Below are 15,765 nucleotides of genomic sequence, written 5' to 3'. Positions count from 1 at the left end.
TCCAGGGTTCCGTTGATGGGCAGTGGGGGTCCGTTGTTCACGGAGTAGGTTCCGGTGAAGCTGGTGGTGATGGTGGCGGGGTAGTTCCCTGTTGCTGTGTAGCTGTGGCTGGTGCGGGTGTCGTTGAGGAGCCAGTCGGCTTCGGGGATCGAGTAGCCGGCGGCCGGTGTCGGGCCGAGGGTGGTGGCGTCGCCGAAGTTGTAGGTGAAGCTTGCCGGGGTTGCTGTCAGGTGGACTGTTTGCCCGAGGATGGTGACGTCGAAGGCTTGTTCGGTGGCGGTGGTGTAGAAGTTTGTTGGCCCGCCCTTGAGGGTGTGAGGGAAGGGCTGGGCTTCGAGGGTGCCTGGGTTGACGGGGAGTTGGCGGAAGTCGTTCAGGATCCGGGCTGCGATGTTGGCCAGGACGTTCTCAGGTTTGGCGTCGTACAGGCACGTGGGTCCACTGATGGCCGGATAGTCTGTCCACTGCGGGTTCGCGATTGACTTCGGAGCCTGCCTCCAGATCACCGGTGTGCCTTCTTCACCCCCAGGTGTTTTGGCGGGGCATTCCATCGCCAGGCATCCCCTGTCCGGAGTGTCCGTTCCTCCCGAACGGCAGTGAACATCCGGCATGTACTGATTTGGATCTTCAGATGCGGACGAACCATCCAGCTTTGGAGTCAGAACGCCGGATAAAGGGTCCCTGCTCCATTGTGTCGATGTTAGATTCAGCCCATTGTCCACGTAGCCGATGTCAATCTTGGGCTCCTTCGCGACCGCGTTACCACTGTGAACCACGAGAAGGATGACCGCAGCAAGGATGAAGTTCACAGTGTGGAGAGAAAGTTTCATCATCATGCGGTCAGCGGATCAGTCCGAGATCGGTTAAGACCCATCGTTCATCTGCGAACTCTAGGGCAGCGCGACTAGCCGAGTTGGTTGCCGGCACTGGATCTTGATAGAGAGATCCGTCAGCATTTCTGATTTCGATAGGGGCTTGAATCACTTGAATGATGGCTATTTGGGAAGAGCTTTCGGAATTGAATTCTATTTCGACTGCTGCTGATCGGATGCCCGCCCCCGCCACCCATCGGCCCTCATTCCACCCATCCTCGATGCCGTCGCGAAGTGAGGAACACAAAGTACAAGTAGGGGCACTGAGCGATCGAAGCGTACCTGTTTCACCAGACTCATAGCTGTAGTTCAATTGTTCGTACCAATACCTGATGAACGCCTCCAGCCCCTCTTTCGTGTTCTCCTTCGCCAACTCGGGCATGACGGGCACGGGAACGTTCTGCGCTTTGCCCTTCGCGTCTGCGGGCTTATACACACCCGATGGAGCGGTGCTCGGAGAAGGACTTGAAGGAGCGCCTGAGCTGCTGGCACCCAAGGTGGGGGACGCCGTCGTCGAGCGTGTTTCTGAAGGTGGGCTACCCGGTGAACTGCCGCCCTGGCAACCGCTGAGCAGCAACGAAACCCCGAACGCGACAGCCGCAATGCGGACGGTGAGAACAGTAAAAGAGGCGAACGAAAGGCGTGGCATGACAGGCTCCCCAGCGGCTGTTTGGTGATGTGTCGGCCAGTCTAGGTGGGGTGGGCTCCAGAGACCCTCTCGAAGTGAACTGCCTGTGGATAACTCAACCTCTGTTCACTGCGGCAAGCCGGGCGTAGTCTTGCCCTCGCCGGTTCGTCATCGCAGGCAATCCAACGGGGGACACCATGATCGAAACCATACGCTTCAGCACGTCCAGGCTTCTTGGCAGAAATCACAGGAAAGGTGTCGGCCGGCGAATTACGATCCCGCTGCTGCTCGGTTGTCTTCTCAGCGCAACATTGGCGCTCAGTGCCTGCTCCTTCCCGCTACCGGTTGCGCAGCCCACGCCCATAGCCTCGTCGAACGCCCCAAGCGCCAGCAACGCCCCAACATCCAGCACTGAGCCGACCGCGGAGATCAGTGCAAGCCCCGACGCGACTACAGGCACGGGCGGCGTCTACGGCGAATTCACGTCCTTGTCTGAAGCATGCGTCTCCGTGAGTGCCGCGATGTTGAGCGTGACCATCCTGCCGTTGGCGGCCGTGGTGGGCGGCGACCCGGAAGATATCAAGAAGGCCAAGGAGGAACTGTCCCGGATGCAGGACAAAGTGCCCGAAGAACTGAAGCCGAGCTTTGAGAAGCTGAGGGCGTATACGGAGTCGGCCGGCACGGATTTCCGCAAGTACGGGGAGCCCGAGTTCGAGCAACTTATGAAGCCGATCCAGGACTGGATGGATAAGAACTGCAAGTAGTCGCCGCGCGCGTTCCCTTCACTCCGGGCACCTCTCACAAAGCGTCGGAGCTAGACGCTAGGGTGGTACTCAAGAGAAGGGGAGTGCCCGATGTCAGACCAGAACTTGCAGATCGACCCTGTGCCTGAGGGCGAGGTCCTCGGTACCGGACGCACCATCATCTCCGAGGCGGCAGTGGCAAAAGTAGCCGGCATCGCTGCACGCGCGGTTCCAGGCGTCTACTCCCTGGGCTCAGGTCCATCCCGCGCGCTTGGCGCCATCCGTGACGCAGTGGGAAGTTCGGACCATGCCGCGGGCGTTCGCGCCGAAGTGGGGGAGACCCAAGTAGCCGTGGACATCAACCTGGTGGCTGTCTACGGGCACCCCTTGCACGGCGTCGCCAACCAGGTTCGCGCTGCTGTTTACAGGGCTGTTGAGGAACTCGTCGGGCTCCAGGTTATCGAGGTCAACATCGAGATCAACGATGTGTACGTGGCACCGCCCCCCAAGCCCAAAACCGTCGTGGTCGAAAGGGAGGCACTGCAATGAGCATGACCGTCGTGGGAATCGCGATTGGCGCCTTCGTGGCGTTTATGTCCTTCCAGTTCGGGCTGTGGGGCTTCCTTATCTCGCTGCTCTTTATGGGCATTGGCGCCCTTCTGGGCCGTGCAGCTGAAGGCAAGCTCGATCTCCGCAGCGTCCTGGACGCCATTACGGGCCGGCGCTCTTCGTCATGAGCGTGGCTGAGGCTGTGGAACCTACCACCAGCCTGGCCGGCCATAACCGGATCAGTACCCAGGCTTTGACATCGCTGGCACAGGCTGCGGCCGCCGAGGCTCTCGGCGTGGAACCCGGTGACATCCGCGCCGATTGGTCGGACGACGACGGCCTGCTGGCTTTGTCCATCGTGGCACCTATCAGCATCCCCGCTTTAGGTGAGGTGCTGCGTAATCCGCAGCGTGTCCAGGGCTTCGGCGGCTCTATCTGGGACCGTGCCGTGGCGGCAAAGGCAACAGTGTTGGAGCGTGTCACTCGGCTCAGCGGTTTTCGCATAAGCCGGGTGGACATCAGGATCAGTGGAGCCCACGTTTCAGAGGGAGGCCGTGTCCGTTGACGCAGGACCAGGAAACAGCCTTTGAACCTTCTGGCACCGACTCCGGAGCCAGCCCCATCGCTGGCGAGGACCCGGCCATGAGCCGTATCCTGCGCAGGGAAACGCACTCGTCCCGGGCAGGAGCAGCCACCATCGCTGCAGTGCTCGTGATAATTCTCTGTGTTCTCGCACTTCTGGAATCTGCCCTCCGGGCCATCGGGCAACCGCCGTGGCTTGTTGACCCAAGTACAGCAGCGGAGCGTATCATCGCACTTCCGGCCGGCATCCCGCCGCTTCTGCTCGGCGCAAGTGGTGCTGTCGTTGCGATGGTCGGGCTGTTCTTCCTCCTTCAAGCCGTATTACCCGGCAGGCGAGCCCGGCATTTGCTGAGGGACCCACGGACCGCCGTCGTGGTTGATGACGAAGTGCTGGCCTCGGCACTTGCGCGTCGCGCGCGGACTGCCGCCAACGTGACACCGGAACAGGTCATGGTGATTGTGTCCAGGCAATCAGTGGTGGTCAACGTCCGACCCACCTCAGGAAGCAGGGTCAGTGAAGAAGCCGTCCTTAAAGCAGTGCAGGCCGAGCTCGATGAAATGTCGCCCGTTCCCATGCCCACTGTTCGGGTGAACCTCTCTACTTCGGGGGTGGTGGGCGCGTGAACGGGACACCGCGTGCCCTTAACCGGGTCCTTCTCTTCATCATTGGCGTAAAACTCCTGGCCGTGGGTCTACTGCTTCTGCTACTGGCCACCGTTCCTGCTGTGGCAACGTGGTGGCATGGCTGGTCCGCGGACATGTGGGCTCGTGCGGAGGACGCTTTCCGGCAAACCCGGTTCCCCGGACGGGAGGAAAGCTGGCTGTGGATCGTGGCCGGGGTGGTTTTGGTGGCCATTATTATTGCGATGGTCGCGTGGCTGGCGCAACAGGGTAAAGGCAGGGCCAACCTTCTGGTGGCCAGCGACGACGAGAGCCATGTGGAGGGTGAGGTCCAGATCGGTGGCGGAGTCGCAGAACAGGCGCTTCGGGCAGCCCTGGCAGATCGGCCGGACCTCGCGGGAGCGTCTGTGGCAACGTATGAGGTCAAAGGCCAGCCCGGATTGAGGCTGCGCATCCAGCCCCGGCAGGGAGTCGCACCGCACCTCTTAGCTGCCGAAATCTCGCGCCTGGTCGAAGCCTTGGACCTCGTGATTGGCAAGAAGACCCCCGTATTGGTCCATATGGCTTCCGGGGCCCGGGCAAAATTTACAAAAGCTGAACGGGTTCGCTGACTGTAGCCGCTAATTTTGCCGAATATTTCGCTGAGGGTGTTTTGCGTTGCTTAACCGCTGCGTATGCCCATAGTTTGAAAGCAGAGGGGGAAAAACTCCCTGATGCGATTGATTGCTTTGCGGGACAAAGCCCCAAAAACAATCGGCGTTCAAACCGTCACGAAGGAGAGCACCATGAGTGAAGAAACCACGGGATCAGAAGCAGCAGCGGGCGCCGCGGGCAACGCCAAGGATGTAGCTGGCGAGGCGCTTGAAAATGCGAAGGAATTTGCTGGCGAGGCCACGGAAAATGTCAAGGAGTTCGCGGGCGCGGCAGCAGAAAACGTCAAGGAATTCGCCGGAGATGCAGCGGAAAACGTCAAGGAATTCTTCTCCGGTGACGTCGGGGAAAACGCCAAGGAACTTGCTGGTGACGTTGCGGAGAAGTCCAAGGAATTCGCCGGAGATGTTACCGAAAACGTGAAGGGTCTCGGCTCCAAGATCGCAGGCCTGTTCAAGGGCGGGAAGTAGACTTTACGCCACATGGCGCGAGGATGGCAGATCAAGGAACGTGCGGACTGCACTCCATGAGCTGCCATCCCGCTGTGGTTAAGCGGCTGATCCAGTGCGCCCGGGACCAGCACGCCCACGCCTAGTAGGCTGAGCTTTACACGCGATGGACGGGAGGCTCCAGTGGCCGCGACAACTGCGACAGGTACAACTGCGACTGGTACAACTGCGACTGGTAGTGCCGCGACTGGGACGACGCTGGCTGACGTGATGGCCGAGCTGGCCGCGCTGGAAGACCCGAGATGGCGCGAGGTGAACGAGAAGCACGGTGACGATCACAGTGTGAACCTCAGTAAGTTGCGCTCCATCGCGAAGCGTTTGAAGACACAGCAAGAGCTTTCACGTGACCTCTGGGCTACGGACGACACCGCGGCCAAGCTGCTGGCGCTGCTGATCTGCCGGCCCAAGTCGTTCCGATCCGACGAGCTGGACACCATGCTGCGCGAGGCCCGCACACCCAAAGTCCACGACTGGCTTGTGAACTACGTGGTCAAGAAGAGTCCGTACGCCGAAGGGCTGCGGATCGCCTGGTTTGCGGACAAGGATCCTGTGGTGGCGAGTGCCGGTTGGGCGCTGACGTCGGAGCGCGTCGTGAAGGATCCGGCAGGCCTTGACCTCATCGGGCTGCTGGACGCAATTGAAGCCGGGATGAAGGAAGCTCCTGACCGCCTGCAGTGGGCGATGAACACGTGTCTTGCCCAGATCGGCATCGAACGCCCGGAGCATCGCGCCCGCGCTTTGAGTATTGGAGAGCGACTGGAGGTGCTGAAGGATTACCCAACTCCGCCCAACTGCACCTCTCCGTTCGCGCCTGTTTGGATCAACGAGATGGTTCGCCGGCAGCAACTGTCAGCAACCAGCTAGCCCCTGTTGCGGTGCATCATCCGGTAGGTCAGTTCGGCGAGCAGCTCCTCGTCTGAAAGATGCGAGGCGCGGGCGATAGGGGCTGCCGGTACCATTACGCGGGGCCCCGAAGACTGCCGTGAATCCTCGCCGCTGCGCATGTCGTCCGGCGTGATCTGGTCCGGAGCGAAACTGGATTTTCCTTTGAGTACTTCAGCCACCGAGCCAGCGCGCCAGCCGAGGGCGTGCTCAAGCTTGCGCTGATTGATTTCCTGGGTGCGCCGCGTACCGGATTCCAGCGTCCGGACAGTCTTGATGGCGGTTCCAGCCTGCTTGGCCAACTGCACCTGGCTCAGCCCCTGGGCCAAGCGCTCTTCTTTGATCAGGCGGCCGATAGTCTGGAGTGCTTCAAGTTCATCCACACTTCTCACTGTTGCATAGGCAACAGTGGGCAACCAAATCTGATGACGTGCCTGCTCGGCCGATGTCTTCCTCGCGGCGCGGCAGGAGCTTCCTTTCGACGGCGAGTGGTTCCGGCCCCAGCCTGGTCGCTCCGTTACGATGCAAAGGTTACTTTGTATCGTTGTGGTTACGTTAGGTGTAAGCGCTTGCATTCCCACCTTGATCATGACTAGTGTGAGGCCCACCACATCAAATCGCGCCACGATTTTCTTGTACTCAGCGAGGAGTCTTCAGCATGAAAAAATCCAAGTACCTGCTCCCGGTCGCAGCGGCCGGCGTTCTGGCACTTACCATGTCCGCGTGTAGCGGAAACAGCGGCGGCGGCGGAAGCACGGCGTCGAATGACTGTTCCGCCTACGACACCTACGGCAAGCACGACGGCAAGACCGTCTCGGTGTACTCCACTATTGTCGACGTCGAAGCGACAAACCTCGAGGAATCCTGGGCACAGTTCGAAAAGTGCACCGGCATTACGGTCAAGTACGAGGGCAGCAAGGAGTTCGAGACCCAGATCGGCGTCCGGGCCCAGTCCGGTACGGCCCCTGACGTCGCGATCTTCCCGCAGCCCGGTCTTCTGGCCACCCAGGCAAAGGCCGGCTACCTGAAGCCCGCTCCCAAGGCTGTGTCCGATCTTGTGGACAAGAACTGGTCCCCAGACTGGAAGAAGTACGGCACGGTGGATGGCACGTTCTACGCCGCCCCGATGCTTGCGAACGTCAAGGGATACGTCTGGTACTCGCCCAAGACCTTCAAGGACAAGGGCTGGACAGTCCCCAAGACGTGGGATGAAATGATGGACCTGACCAAGAAGATCGCAGACGACAAGACCATGAAGCCATGGTGCGCCGGATTTGAATCGGGCGAAGCCACTGGTTGGCCTGGTACCGACTGGATCGAGGACGTTGTCCTGCGTGCCGAAGGCCCGGAAGTCTATGACAAGTGGATCACGCACCAGATTCCGTTCAATGACCCCAAGATCGTCAACTCCTTCAACAAGGTTGGCGATATCCTCCTCAACCCGAATTACGTCAACGGTGGCTTCGGTGACCCGCGCTCGATCCTGAGCACCGCGTTTGCCCAGGCCGGTCAGCCCGTTCTGGACGGACAGTGCGCCATGCACCACCAGGCATCGTTCCAGGCAGCCAACTGGCCTGCCGGTACCAACGTGGCCGAGGATGGCGACGTCTGGGCATTCATGACCCCTCCGGTGGATGCATCCAAGGGCACAGCCATCACCGGTGGTGGCGAGTCGGTTGCTGCTTACAAGGACACCCCTGAGGTCCAGGCATACCTGGCATTCATGGCAAGCGCGGACTTCGCCAACAACCGCGTGAAGCTCGGCGGGGCCATCAGTGCAAACAAGGGCCTTGACCCGAACAATGCACAGTCCGCCCTGGATAAGCAGTCCATTAAGCTCCTCCAGGATCCCAAGACGGTCTTCCGTTTTGACGGCTCGGACCTGATGCCGAGCGCCGTGGGTTCCAACTCGTTCTGGAAGGGCATCGTTGCTTGGATCAACGGCAGCTCTGCCCAGCAGGTAACTGACAGCATCGAGTCCAGCTGGCCCAAGGGCTAACTCCGAAGGCACTGCCTCCCTTGGCTGGTTTGCCCAGCCGGGGAGGCAGTGTGTTTCCCGGAACTTAGTGATTCACTCACGCCCCGGAGGTTGGGTATGGAATTTATCGGAGGAAAACTCCTTCAAGTAGTGATCGCCCTGGCGATTTTTGCCGCAATTATCGGCATCCTCATGCTCGTGGTGGATAGGGCACCAAAGTCGGTCAAGGACAAGGTAACGGTGGCCGGATTCCTGGCGCCTGCTGGAATCCTGATGGTGGTGGGCCTTGTGTATCCCGCTGTACGGACGTCAATGTTGGCCTTCACGGATGCCAGTGGCCAAGGCAACGGGTTCGATAACTTTGTTTGGATGTTCACGCAGCCTGAAGCTTTGACCACGCTGCGGAACACCATCATCTGGACCATCCTGGTTCCCCTGTTGTCGACCAGCTTTGGGCTGGCCTACGCCGTCTTCATCGATAAGGCCCGCGGAGAGCGGGTTCTGAAGTCCTTGGTCTTCATGCCGATGGCCATCTCCTTTGTAGGAGCCGGCATCATCTGGAAGCTCGTTTATGACTACCGCGGCCCCGGTATTGAACAGACGGGTGTCATCAACTTCATCCGTGACGCCATGGGTATGAACCCCAAGCAGTTCCTCCTGGACGCTCCGGAAAACACCATCTTCCTGATCATCGTGATGGTGTGGATCCAAACAGGCTTTGCCATGGTGATTCTTTCCGCGGCCATCAAGGGTGTCCCGGTGGAACTCATCGAGGCAGCCCGTTTGGATGGGGCCAACGCCTGGCAGCAGTTCCGCAACGTTACGGTCCCGGGCATCCGTGGGGCGCTGGTGGTGGTTCTGACAACTATCACGATCGCCACGCTGAAGGTCTTCGACATCGTCCGAACCATGACGGCCGGTAACTACGACACGTCGGTTGTGGCCAACGAAATGTACACGCAAGCCTTCCGCGCCGGTGAGCCAGGACGAGGTGCCGCTTTGGCCCTGATCCTGTTCCTCATGGTGCTGCCCATCGTCGTGTACAACGCTCGAGTCCTTCGCAAGCAAAGGGAGATCCATTGACAGCCACGCCAGCCCCGAAAGAGGCGTCCAAGGCCGCCACCCGGCAGCGTCCTGGATCGGACCCCACGGAGGACGCCCAGCCGATGATGCGCAGGGTCAAGACCAAGCTCACGTCCAAGTGGGCAACAACGGCAGCGATCATCATCGCCGTCGTGTGGTCCGTCCCGACCTTTGGACTCTTTGTTACCTCGTTCCGTCCTGCCCCGAAGCAGGTGGGTCCCCGCTCAAACGGTTGGTGGAATGCCTTCCTGGACTGGGACTTCACGGTCAAGAACTATGTGGACGTCCTTACCCCGGCGGGCTCGCAATCTGCCAACCTGTCCCAGTACTTCGCGAACTCCGTAGCGATCGTCATCCCGGTCACCATCTTTGTACTGGTGCTGGCATCGATGGCCGCCTACGTGTTCGCGTGGGGCAAGTTCAAGGGCCGCGACGCACTCTTCATTTTCGTGTTCGCCCTGCAGATCATTCCGCTCCAGATGGCACTGATTCCGCTCCTGCAACTCTTTACGCAAACCCTGCATTTGCCGGCGGGTTCGTACGCGCAGCTGTGGATCGCGCACACGATGTTCGGGCTTCCCCTGGGTATTTTCCTCCTCCACAACTTCATCTCCGAGATCCCTGGTGAAGTTATCGAGGCGGCAAGGGTGGACGGTGCGGGACACAGCACTATTTTCTGGCGCATCATCCTGCCGCTTTCCGTTCCGGCGCTGGCTTCACTGGCGATCTTCCAGTTCCTGTGGGTCTGGAACGACCTCCTGGTTGCACTGGTGTTCTCCGGAGGAACGGCCGACGTAGCACCTATCACCCAGCGTCTGGCGGAGATTTCCGGTACACGCGGTGCCAGGGACTACTTGAACCCGGCCGCGGCCTTCGTCTCGATCATCATTCCGCTTCTGGTGTTCTTCGGCCTGCAGCGGTACTTCGTCCGAGGCCTGCTGTCCGGCGGTCTCAAGGGCTAGACAATTGCAGCGTTGGTTACGCAGCGGATGACTCCGCTGCGTAACCAAGCCCTGCACAAAATAGACTGATTCTTCGCCGAAAGATAAGAAAACGGCGAAGTAAAGGCAGCCGGAGAGGGGGGCCTGTGACACGAACAACGGGTAGGTCCCAGCGCGGTGGTCATACAGGCGTCAGCATCGAGGACGTCGCAGCAGCAGCGGGAGTGTCTACGGCCACCGTGTCCAGGGCTGTCAGGGGGCTGCCCCGGGTTTCGCCTGCAACGCGTGAAAAGATCCTGGAAGTGGCGGCGTCGCTGGGCTATGTGGCGTCGTCGTCGGCGTCGGGACTGGCCACTGGGCGCACGCGCACCATCGGAGTCCTGGCGCCCTTCGTCAGCCGCTGGTTCTTCTCCAAAGCAATAGAAGGCGCGGACAGGGAACTGCACTCGCGCAAGTACAACCTCTCCCTGTTCAACCTCGGCGGCCATGGCAGCAATCGCGAGCGGCTCTTCAGCTCCACCATGGTCTACAAACAGATCGACGCGCTGCTGGTGCTGTGTATGGCGCTCAGCGAGGACGAACTGGAACACCTCCACAAGATCGACATCCCGCTGGTAGTGGTTGGCGGGCACGTTGAGGATTGCGCCTACATCGGCATTAACGATTACGACGCCGCCTCCACAGCCGTGCGGCATCTGCTGGACTTGGGACACAAGGACATCGCCCTGCTCCACGGCGACGACGAGACAGACCTGAACTTCGACGTTCCCCGTGTCCGGATCCGCGCCTTCCAGGAAGTCATGTCCGACGCCGGCTTGGAAGTCCGTCCTGAATGGGACGAATGGGGTGACTTCACAGTTGCCAGCGGGCAGCAGGCATTCCTTCGGCTCTGGAATCAACCCGGACGCAAGCCAACAGCTATTTTCTGTTCCTCCGATGAGATGGCCATGGGAGTCATCTTCGAAGCCACGCGTCACGGCGTTCGCGTGCCGGAGGACCTCTCAGTCATCGGCATCGACGATCACGACTTTTCCGAAGCATTGGGCCTCACAACCGTGGGTCAACGGCCGGACGACCAAGCCGAACTGGGAACCAAGATGCTATTGGATGAACTCGATGGCATTGCCGGTGCCGTGCATTCAGAGGTAGCGCCGCACCAATTGATTGTCCGGGAGACAACAGCACCGCCGTGCCGGTAAAGAGCCGGTAAAGAAAGGCTACGAGGCCCGCGCCAACTGACGGATGGGGATCCAGCGCGAGGCCAGCCGGCGATAAGCTGCAGCCGCGCCCGTCATATCTCCCTCGGCCAGGCATTCGATACCGAGGCGTACATCCATGGGCGATTCGTCCGGGTACACCTTGTCCGCCACAGCCCCGTAATCCAACTCCACCATGGACTGGACGTGGAACAACTCCAGCCATTCGGTGAGCTGCGTGAGATCGTCCAGCATGTCCAGGTCCGGAGCTGCCAAGGCCAGATGGGCTACAGCAAAGCGTGCCCGGTCCAGGGCCTCGGTCAACGGTGTCCACACCCGGACCGTGAGGATATGCCCATCCGACTCCACCACATCCTTGCGGTCAGACTCAGCGAAAAGCGAGAACCAACTGAAAGGGATACCCCAGGTGGAAGCCCGGGTGTGCACACGCTTGGCTTCTTCCCCGGCGTTGATGCGATCAATCCTGGCTTGATGCTTGTCCCGCTGCGAAACCGGAATCAGCAGATCAGCCAGCGGGCTGTGCACACCATCCATGAGGGCATTCGCTGCCAGCCCGGCCCGAATCACCAATTGGCTGGGGCAGTAAAGCAGCCGTCCGGCGTCGTGGGCGTCCTTATCCTGCGGTGACGCGCCAGCGGTCGTGTCTGTGGCACTATCCGCCGCAGTGTGCCGCCCGCCGGGAACCCGCGTCATGCGCACCAAATCAGTCCGCCCCGTGGGGAAAGGGTCCCCGCCGGTCCGCGTGATGCGGCCCAGCGAGGCTTGGAGCTCCGCATTTTCGACGGCGGCGCGGGAACGTATCTTGCTGCTGTCCGCCACGAGTTGGCGCTGCTGCTCGGGAGGAAATGCTTCAAGGGGCTCGTAAATGCGCAGGGACGAAGAGAACGGCAGTCCTGCCTGGCCCCTGTACAGGTTTCCAGTCATCTCCAGCCGGCCCCTTTCTTCCATCAGCGGTGATTAGTCTGCAAGCTCCACGATCACGGGAGCGTGATCCGAGGCGCCCTTGCCCTTGCGTTCCTCGCGGTCGATGGAAGCACCGGTAACCCGGGCCGCCAAGGCCGGGGAAGCCAGGCAGAAGTCGATGCGCATGCCTTCCTTCTTGGGGAAGCGCAGCTGCGTGTAGTCCCAGTACGTGTAGACGCCGGGGCCGGGTGTGTATGGGCGGACGACGTCGGTGTAACCGGCGGTTTCGAAGGCATGGAAAGCGGCGCGCTCCGGCTCGCTGACGTGCGTGTAGTTGTTGTTGCGGAACAGTTCGATGTCCCACACGTCGTCATCGAACGGTGCAATATTCCAGTCGCCCATGAGTGCGACCTGTGCTGCAGGCGCGGACTTGAGCCACTCCGCGGCGTTTCCCTGAAGGACGTCAAGCCACTTGAGCTTGTACGGCATGTGTTCGTCGTCCAGCGAGCGGCCATTCGGAACATACAGGCTCCAGATGCGGATGCCGCCGCAGGTAGCAGCGATAGCGCGGGCTTCCTGCGCGGGGTCCTTGCCGGCCTTGCCGAACATCGGCTGGTCCAGGAAGGTGCGTTCTACATCATCCAGCCCCACGCGGGACGCAATGGCGACGCCGTTCCACTGGTTCACGCCGAAGTGCGCAACCTCGTAGCCCATGCGCTCAAAGAGCTCCCACGGGAAGTTATCGTCTTTGCACTTGGTCTCCTGGATGGCCAGGACATCACAGTCACTGCGCTCAAGCCACGCTTCGACGCGGTCGGCACGGGCACGGAGGGAGTTCACATTCCAAGTAGCTATCTTCACAGCCACTAACTTACCGAACTTGGCGCCAAGCGCATCCCCTCATGAAGGATTGCTGGGCTGCGGCACGTTTGCGGCACGCCTGCCGCGACACGGACGATCAGTGGGCGTACATGAACGAAGACGAGGCGCCCCTGCGCATCTTGACGCCGCAAACGATCAACAACAGCCCCGCAACTACGGAGAAGGCTGCCAGCAAACCCACCACGCCCAGGAACCCGAAGCCGGGGTTGATCAGGACAAACAGTCCAAAAAGCGCCGTCACAAGACCCGTCAGCAGCCAGACTCTCCAACCATTGACGGAGCTCCTTGATGCAAACACGAAGATGATCTCGGAAAGCCCCAGGACCAAGGCCCAGAGTCCAATCAGGATGCCAAGGGCTGCAGCTGTGATTCCCGGCCACGCAACCGCCACTAAGCCGGCGGCGATGGAGATGAAGCCGCCCACCATCGTCCAGCCGGAATGGCGTGAAGGGTCGTAAAAGTAGTGGGCCACGTTGGTGAGGCCGTCCACGATTGCGAAGACACCGAAAACGAAAACCAGTCCGAAGACCGTGGCTACTGGCAAAGATGCAACCAAGAGTCCAAAGAGCACGGCCAGGATTCCGCGGAACAGCAGGGCAGTTCCGGAATGTTTGAACATCTTGCGTTCCGAAGCGTCGGACATAGTGCCAGCTTAACGGAATGCGGGCCGTGGATATATAGGAACGAGCCCTGAATCGCGGCGCGGTCTGCCTACCGGATGCGGCCGGCCTACCTCATGCCCTCGCGACGGATGGCGGTTGCGATAGCGCCCGCCCGCGTCTCCACGCCGAGCTTGGCATAGATGTGGGCCAGATGGGTCTTGACGGTTGCTTCCGAGATGAAGAGGCGTTTTCCCAGATCGCGGTTGCTGAGGCCCTCGGTCAGGAGGCTCAGGAGCTCTGCCTCCCTGGGCGTAAGGATTTCGTCAGGGTTCCGCAGCTGTTGGAAAAGCCGGGAAGCCACGGGCGCGCTCATCACGCTTTTGCCCTGCACGGCACCTCTTACGGCTGCAAAGATCTCTTCCGGTGCAGCGTCCTTGAGCAGGTACCCCATGGCGCCGGCATCCACGGCACGGACGATGTCGGCGTCGGAATCGTAGGTGGTGAACACGATCACCGCCTGCCGGGGATTGCGCTGCCGCAACTGCTTGATGGCCTCGATCCCATCGATTCCCGCACCCATGGCGAGGTCCATGAGAATCACGGCCGGTGAATGCTGCTGTGCCGCCACCAACGCTTCCTCACCCGACGCCGCTTCACCGACGACGACGATATCGGCCTGAGTGCCCAACAGCGCCTTCAGTCCGCTCCGGACTACGGTGTGGTCGTCCACGAGGAGCACGGAAATGGTGGTCACAGGGGCTCCTTGAATGTGTCCGCGGGCGATGTAGCTTCAGGCGTATCTTCGGGCAAGGCTGGCAGCGGGATCTGGGCTGCGATGATGGTGCCTTCGCCCGGAGTGCTCTCCACGGACAATTCTCCGCCCAGCTGCTCAATGCGTTGTCGCATGGCGCGTAGTCCGTATCCTCCCGTTTCCGACGGCGGAGGTACCGCTCCGGGATCAAAGCCGCGGCCGTCGTCGAACACGTCAAGGGTGATCCCGCCCGGAAGGTACCCAAGTGTCACGCTGGCGTTGTTCGCATGGGCATGAAGTTTGATGTTGGCCGCGGCGCTCTGAGTCACACGGAGCAGGGCGTGCCGAACCTCGGGCGGGATGGGACGGGTCTCGCCGGTGACCTGCACAAGGATGTGGTCCAGGTACTGCCGGGCGGCGCGTTCCAAGGCCTCGTGAAGGGGCGCAGTTTCCAGGCCGGGCGCCGAGAGCTCGTGCACCAGGCTCCGGGTGTCGGCGAGATTTCCGCGGAGTAGGCTGGTTGCTTTGCTGACTTCGTGATGCGCCGCGGGATCGGGCCAGGAGCGTTGGGCTGCCTCGAGCAGGAGCAAGCTGCTCGCGAGGCCCTGGGTGATGGTGTCGTGGATTTCACGTGAAACATGCTCACGTTCGGCCGCGATTCCTGCTTTTCGTTCACTCGCCGCCAGCTGTTCCTGCGCTTGGGTTACATCTTCGAAGAGCTTTCGCTGGAGGGCGCCGTCACGCTCGATCTTGTCGTAAATCAACGTGAGCAGTGCGCCTGCAGCAAGCGGTCCGAGCAGCATGGCGACATCCGTCCATCCGCTCATACGGAAAAGCCCGACGGCGGTGGCCGTCGCGGTCGCGCCGCCCGCCAGATACGCCGCCCACCCACGGAAGGCGGTTCGGCTGAGGAAGAAAATCGCAAAGGAACACCATGCGAAGCTGGGCGCCGCGATCACCAGGGCAGCCCACGCAGCCACCAAGGTAAACATCCACAGCTTGCGGTTTTGGGTTTGTTGGCTATGCATGGGATTGCGTCGTTGGATGAGCTGGAGGTGTTGGGTGAGCTGGCGGTGTTGGGCCAGCAACGCTGTCACGACGTACAGGGCACACACGCTGACAGCCAAGGCCACAGTCCACAGGTTGTCCGCGGGGGAGTGGCGCATGACATACCGGACAGCAGAGGCGACCATCAGCACGGCGAAACCCAGATGCACCACGGCGTCAATGCGGGTATCGATCCGGCCGCCTGGACCGGGGCGGCTGCTTGGATCCTGCCGTTGAGGGGCTGCTGGCATGGGGTGGTTCCCGTTTCCGTATCGGTCGGTGGTAAGCGCTCTTTCCATGCTAGATCCCGCGTGATTGCTGGTC

General features: G+C 60.9%; 21 protein-coding genes. 13 read left to right on the top strand and 8 right to left on the bottom strand.

What is annotated here, in order from left to right:
• The coding region (locus AB4Z15_RS23615) for a hypothetical protein (protein WP_442019197.1) at positions 1-836 on the bottom strand (836 nt) is incomplete at its 3' end.
• A gap of 4 nt (positions 837-840) precedes the next feature.
• Positions 841-1,254 (bottom strand): DUF6318 family protein, encoded by a 414-nt coding sequence (locus AB4Z15_RS23610; RefSeq protein ID WP_442019199.1) that lies wholly within the window; start codon positions 1,252-1,254, stop codon positions 841-843.
• Between AB4Z15_RS23610 and AB4Z15_RS23605 the strand changes: the two genes are divergently transcribed.
• From AB4Z15_RS23605 to AB4Z15_RS23565, 9 genes are all read left to right on the top strand, one after another.
• On the top strand, positions 1,205-1,549 hold the full coding sequence (locus tag AB4Z15_RS23605) for a hypothetical protein (RefSeq protein WP_442019200.1): 345 nt from the start codon (positions 1,205-1,207) through the stop codon (positions 1,547-1,549). The two genes, AB4Z15_RS23610 and AB4Z15_RS23605, sit on opposite strands and share 50 nt — an antisense overlap.
• A gap of 148 nt (positions 1,550-1,697) precedes the next feature.
• Entirely contained in the window at positions 1,698-2,264 is a 567-nt protein-coding gene (locus AB4Z15_RS23600) for a hypothetical protein (protein ID WP_442019196.1), read from the top strand.
• A gap of 90 nt (positions 2,265-2,354) precedes the next feature.
• Entirely contained in the window at positions 2,355-2,792 is a 438-nt protein-coding gene (locus tag AB4Z15_RS23595; RefSeq protein ID WP_442002791.1) for an Asp23/Gls24 family envelope stress response protein, read from the top strand.
• Positions 2,789-2,980, top strand: a complete 192-nt coding sequence (locus tag AB4Z15_RS23590) for a hypothetical protein (RefSeq protein WP_216922303.1) — start codon at positions 2,789-2,791, stop codon at positions 2,978-2,980. Before AB4Z15_RS23595 ends, AB4Z15_RS23590 begins: the two co-directional genes overlap by 4 nt.
• Positions 2,977-3,357: a hypothetical protein gene (locus AB4Z15_RS23585; protein WP_442019195.1), complete on the top strand. Its 381-nt coding sequence runs from the start codon at positions 2,977-2,979 to the stop codon at positions 3,355-3,357. The genes AB4Z15_RS23590 and AB4Z15_RS23585 overlap by 4 nt, the downstream gene beginning before the upstream one ends.
• Complete coding sequence (locus tag AB4Z15_RS23580; RefSeq protein ID WP_442019194.1) at positions 3,354-3,998, top strand: DUF6286 domain-containing protein; 645 nt, start codon at positions 3,354-3,356, stop codon at positions 3,996-3,998. Before AB4Z15_RS23585 ends, AB4Z15_RS23580 begins: the two co-directional genes overlap by 4 nt.
• Positions 3,995-4,606, top strand: a complete 612-nt coding sequence (locus AB4Z15_RS23575) for a hypothetical protein (RefSeq protein ID WP_442019193.1) — start codon at positions 3,995-3,997, stop codon at positions 4,604-4,606. The genes AB4Z15_RS23580 and AB4Z15_RS23575 overlap by 4 nt, the downstream gene beginning before the upstream one ends.
• Positions 4,607-4,780: 174 nt before the next feature.
• The gene (locus tag AB4Z15_RS23570) at positions 4,781-5,116 is read left to right on the top strand and encodes a hypothetical protein (protein ID WP_442002787.1); all 336 of its coding nucleotides are present in this window, start codon (positions 4,781-4,783) and stop codon (positions 5,114-5,116) included.
• A 249-nt stretch (positions 5,117-5,365) separates the two neighbouring features.
• Complete coding sequence (locus AB4Z15_RS23565) at positions 5,366-6,019, top strand: DNA alkylation repair protein (RefSeq protein WP_442019198.1); 654 nt, start codon at positions 5,366-5,368, stop codon at positions 6,017-6,019.
• On the opposite strand, the gene AB4Z15_RS23560 is transcribed toward AB4Z15_RS23565, so the two are convergent.
• Entirely contained in the window at positions 6,016-6,420 is a 405-nt protein-coding gene (locus AB4Z15_RS23560; RefSeq protein ID WP_442019192.1) for a helix-turn-helix domain-containing protein, read from the bottom strand. The genes AB4Z15_RS23565 and AB4Z15_RS23560 overlap by 4 nt on opposite strands.
• Positions 6,421-6,695: 275 nt before the next feature.
• Between AB4Z15_RS23560 and AB4Z15_RS23555 the strand changes: the two genes are divergently transcribed.
• The 4 genes from AB4Z15_RS23555 to AB4Z15_RS23540 all read left to right on the top strand — a co-directional run bounded on the left by AB4Z15_RS23555 (position 6,696) and on the right by AB4Z15_RS23540 (position 11,238).
• Positions 6,696-8,036 (top strand): ABC transporter substrate-binding protein, encoded by a 1,341-nt coding sequence (locus tag AB4Z15_RS23555; protein WP_442019191.1) that lies wholly within the window; start codon positions 6,696-6,698, stop codon positions 8,034-8,036.
• A gap of 96 nt (positions 8,037-8,132) precedes the next feature.
• Positions 8,133-9,098, top strand: a complete 966-nt coding sequence (locus AB4Z15_RS23550) for a carbohydrate ABC transporter permease (protein WP_442019190.1) — start codon at positions 8,133-8,135, stop codon at positions 9,096-9,098.
• Positions 9,095-10,060, top strand: a complete 966-nt coding sequence (locus AB4Z15_RS23545) for a carbohydrate ABC transporter permease (protein ID WP_442019189.1) — start codon at positions 9,095-9,097, stop codon at positions 10,058-10,060. The genes AB4Z15_RS23550 and AB4Z15_RS23545 overlap by 4 nt, the downstream gene beginning before the upstream one ends.
• 125 nt (positions 10,061-10,185) lie before the next feature.
• The gene (locus AB4Z15_RS23540) at positions 10,186-11,238 is read left to right on the top strand and encodes a LacI family DNA-binding transcriptional regulator (RefSeq protein WP_442002782.1); all 1,053 of its coding nucleotides are present in this window, start codon (positions 10,186-10,188) and stop codon (positions 11,236-11,238) included.
• An 18-nt stretch (positions 11,239-11,256) separates the two neighbouring features.
• On the opposite strand, the gene AB4Z15_RS23535 is transcribed toward AB4Z15_RS23540, so the two are convergent.
• From AB4Z15_RS23535 to AB4Z15_RS23515, 5 genes are all read right to left on the bottom strand, one after another.
• Complete coding sequence (locus tag AB4Z15_RS23535) at positions 11,257-12,180, bottom strand: hypothetical protein (RefSeq protein ID WP_442019188.1); 924 nt, start codon at positions 12,178-12,180, stop codon at positions 11,257-11,259.
• 33 nt (positions 12,181-12,213) lie between these two features.
• A complete protein-coding gene (locus AB4Z15_RS23530; RefSeq protein WP_442019187.1) occupies positions 12,214-13,020 on the bottom strand; it encodes an exodeoxyribonuclease III in 807 nt (268 codons plus the stop codon).
• 97 nt (positions 13,021-13,117) lie between these two features.
• The gene (locus AB4Z15_RS23525) at positions 13,118-13,684 is read right to left on the bottom strand and encodes an HdeD family acid-resistance protein (RefSeq protein ID WP_442019186.1); all 567 of its coding nucleotides are present in this window, start codon (positions 13,682-13,684) and stop codon (positions 13,118-13,120) included.
• Positions 13,685-13,770: 86 nt separating this feature from the next.
• A complete protein-coding gene (locus AB4Z15_RS23520) occupies positions 13,771-14,397 on the bottom strand; it encodes a response regulator (RefSeq protein ID WP_442019185.1) in 627 nt (208 codons plus the stop codon).
• The gene (locus AB4Z15_RS23515) at positions 14,394-15,692 is read right to left on the bottom strand and encodes a sensor histidine kinase (RefSeq protein WP_442019184.1); all 1,299 of its coding nucleotides are present in this window, start codon (positions 15,690-15,692) and stop codon (positions 14,394-14,396) included. Before AB4Z15_RS23515 ends, AB4Z15_RS23520 begins: the two co-directional genes overlap by 4 nt.
• Positions 15,693-15,765: the final 73 nt, after the last annotated feature.

Origin of the sequence: Paenarthrobacter sp. 2TAF44, assembly GCF_052114885.1 — a bacterium.
Taxonomy (GTDB): domain Bacteria; phylum Actinomycetota; class Actinomycetes; order Actinomycetales; family Micrococcaceae; genus Arthrobacter.
This window is presented reverse-complemented; position numbering and strand designations above follow the sequence as displayed.

Coding starts and splice junctions, on each gene's coding strand:
- AB4Z15_RS23515 (WP_442019184.1), bottom strand. CDS start 15,692: ATGCCAGCAGCCCCTCAACGGCAGGATCCAAGCAGCCGCCCCGGTCCA.
- AB4Z15_RS23605 (WP_442019200.1), top strand. CDS start 1,205: ATGAACGCCTCCAGCCCCTCTTTCGTGTTCTCCTTCGCCAACTCGGGC.
- AB4Z15_RS23565 (WP_442019198.1), top strand. CDS start 5,366: ATGGCCGAGCTGGCCGCGCTGGAAGACCCGAGATGGCGCGAGGTGAAC.
- AB4Z15_RS23600 (WP_442019196.1), top strand. CDS start 1,698: ATGATCGAAACCATACGCTTCAGCACGTCCAGGCTTCTTGGCAGAAAT.
- AB4Z15_RS23585 (WP_442019195.1), top strand. CDS start 2,977: ATGAGCGTGGCTGAGGCTGTGGAACCTACCACCAGCCTGGCCGGCCAT.
- AB4Z15_RS23590 (WP_216922303.1), top strand. CDS start 2,789: ATGAGCATGACCGTCGTGGGAATCGCGATTGGCGCCTTCGTGGCGTTT.
- AB4Z15_RS23525 (WP_442019186.1), bottom strand. CDS start 13,684: ATGTCCGACGCTTCGGAACGCAAGATGTTCAAACATTCCGGAACTGCC.
- AB4Z15_RS23535 (WP_442019188.1), bottom strand. CDS start 12,180: ATGACTGGAAACCTGTACAGGGGCCAGGCAGGACTGCCGTTCTCTTCG.
- AB4Z15_RS23555 (WP_442019191.1), top strand. CDS start 6,696: ATGAAAAAATCCAAGTACCTGCTCCCGGTCGCAGCGGCCGGCGTTCTG.
- AB4Z15_RS23550 (WP_442019190.1), top strand. CDS start 8,133: ATGGAATTTATCGGAGGAAAACTCCTTCAAGTAGTGATCGCCCTGGCG.
- AB4Z15_RS23610 (WP_442019199.1), bottom strand. CDS start 1,254: ATGCCCGAGTTGGCGAAGGAGAACACGAAAGAGGGGCTGGAGGCGTTC.
- AB4Z15_RS23595 (WP_442002791.1), top strand. CDS start 2,355: ATGTCAGACCAGAACTTGCAGATCGACCCTGTGCCTGAGGGCGAGGTC.
- AB4Z15_RS23570 (WP_442002787.1), top strand. CDS start 4,781: ATGAGTGAAGAAACCACGGGATCAGAAGCAGCAGCGGGCGCCGCGGGC.